At 47.7% G+C, this 1,286-nt stretch carries 1 protein-coding gene; it reads right to left on the bottom strand.

What is annotated here, in order from left to right; translation table 11 throughout:
• Positions 1 to 131 precede the first annotated feature (131 nt).
• On the bottom strand, positions 132 to 1,286 hold a 1,155-nt coding region (gene lamB, locus F566_RS31360; RefSeq protein WP_020404956.1), incomplete at its 5' end, for a maltoporin LamB.

Below are 1,286 nucleotides of genomic sequence, written 5' to 3'. Positions count from 1 at the left end.
GCTGAAAATCCATAAAAAATCCGATGATGTTTCCATCATTGGATTTTCTATTAAGCCCTGCGCTAACTCAAACACTTAAGTGAACAGCATTGCCCCGTCTGGGGGCTTTTTATTAAACGGTGATGATTAGCTTACCACCACGCTTCGGCTTGTACACCAAAGTTCAGAGTGCTGTCTTCACCGTCGCCAAAAGCATCGTCATTTTCATTGTCGACGATGTAGGTGGCAAATACCCGAATTTCTGGGCGGGCCCAATAGCTTGAGCCCGCGGACCACGCTTGTGAAAGCGTAAGCTTGGCCTGAGAAGAATCGACATCTGCAGCAGCGTCGTCGTCATATGCATTCCCCTCAAAATAGCCTACCTCGAGGTAAGTGCGGGTATAGTCTGTCCACTTATAGGCAGGACGGGCACTTATGCTCCATATGCTGCTATCTTGGTCATGTCTGTTGTCTTCAGTTGTACCATAGTAGGCGGCATAGCCCATTTCGATGTTATCAGACAGATTGATTACACCATGATCGATAATCCGATAGCCGGAATTGCCTTCACCGAGCTCTCCAACCCATTGGCCACCACCGCCAAAACGCATCGCCCAGGCATATCCTTCATCACCGTATTGCAGAACGAACTTGTTAAAACCTCCCATTAACGGAGTTGTGAGTTCTCCTGTGACCATTATGCTGCCATCGTCTGCAATGTCAGCGTCATCTTGGCTGTCCGTCAGATTGCGCCAGTTATAATCCAATCCAACTTCCAGAGTGCTGTCACCAAGTTGAATGCCAGAGTAGCGAATATCGAACACATTTGTATTAATGTCGTCACTCGGATCGAAATCATCTCCGTCCTGACGAGTAACCGCCAGAGATAATTTGCCGGCTCCGGCATCAATCCCTTCAATACCTGCACCAGGCCCTGAAATATCCCAGTAATAGAGGTCTAAGTGGTGAATATCATGGCGTTGATAGAAGCGCTTACCTGCCCAAAGGTTCGCTTCTGGTGCGAAGCCAAGAAAGCCTGTGGCTTGGATATTCATTTGTCTTAAAGCGATCTGCCCTTCAGTAGCTTTATTATTTCCTTCTCCACCACCGTCACCGATTGTCTCCCAATCGGCACTTTGGTCGGTGGTGTAGGCCAGCATGGTGTCAACTTTCATGGTCTTGCCGTCTTGGTTGAAAACATCCTGGGTCAATTCTAAGGAGAGTCTGAATAACCCCAAGGTTCTGAGGTAATTCAAACTCTCGACGATATATGGCCGAATATTCAGAGTGTTTTTCCGGCCATTTTG

Source organism: Hahella ganghwensis DSM 17046, assembly GCF_000376785.1.
Classification (GTDB): domain Bacteria; phylum Pseudomonadota; class Gammaproteobacteria; order Pseudomonadales; family Oleiphilaceae; genus Hahella; species Hahella ganghwensis.
This window is presented reverse-complemented; position numbering and strand designations above follow the sequence as displayed.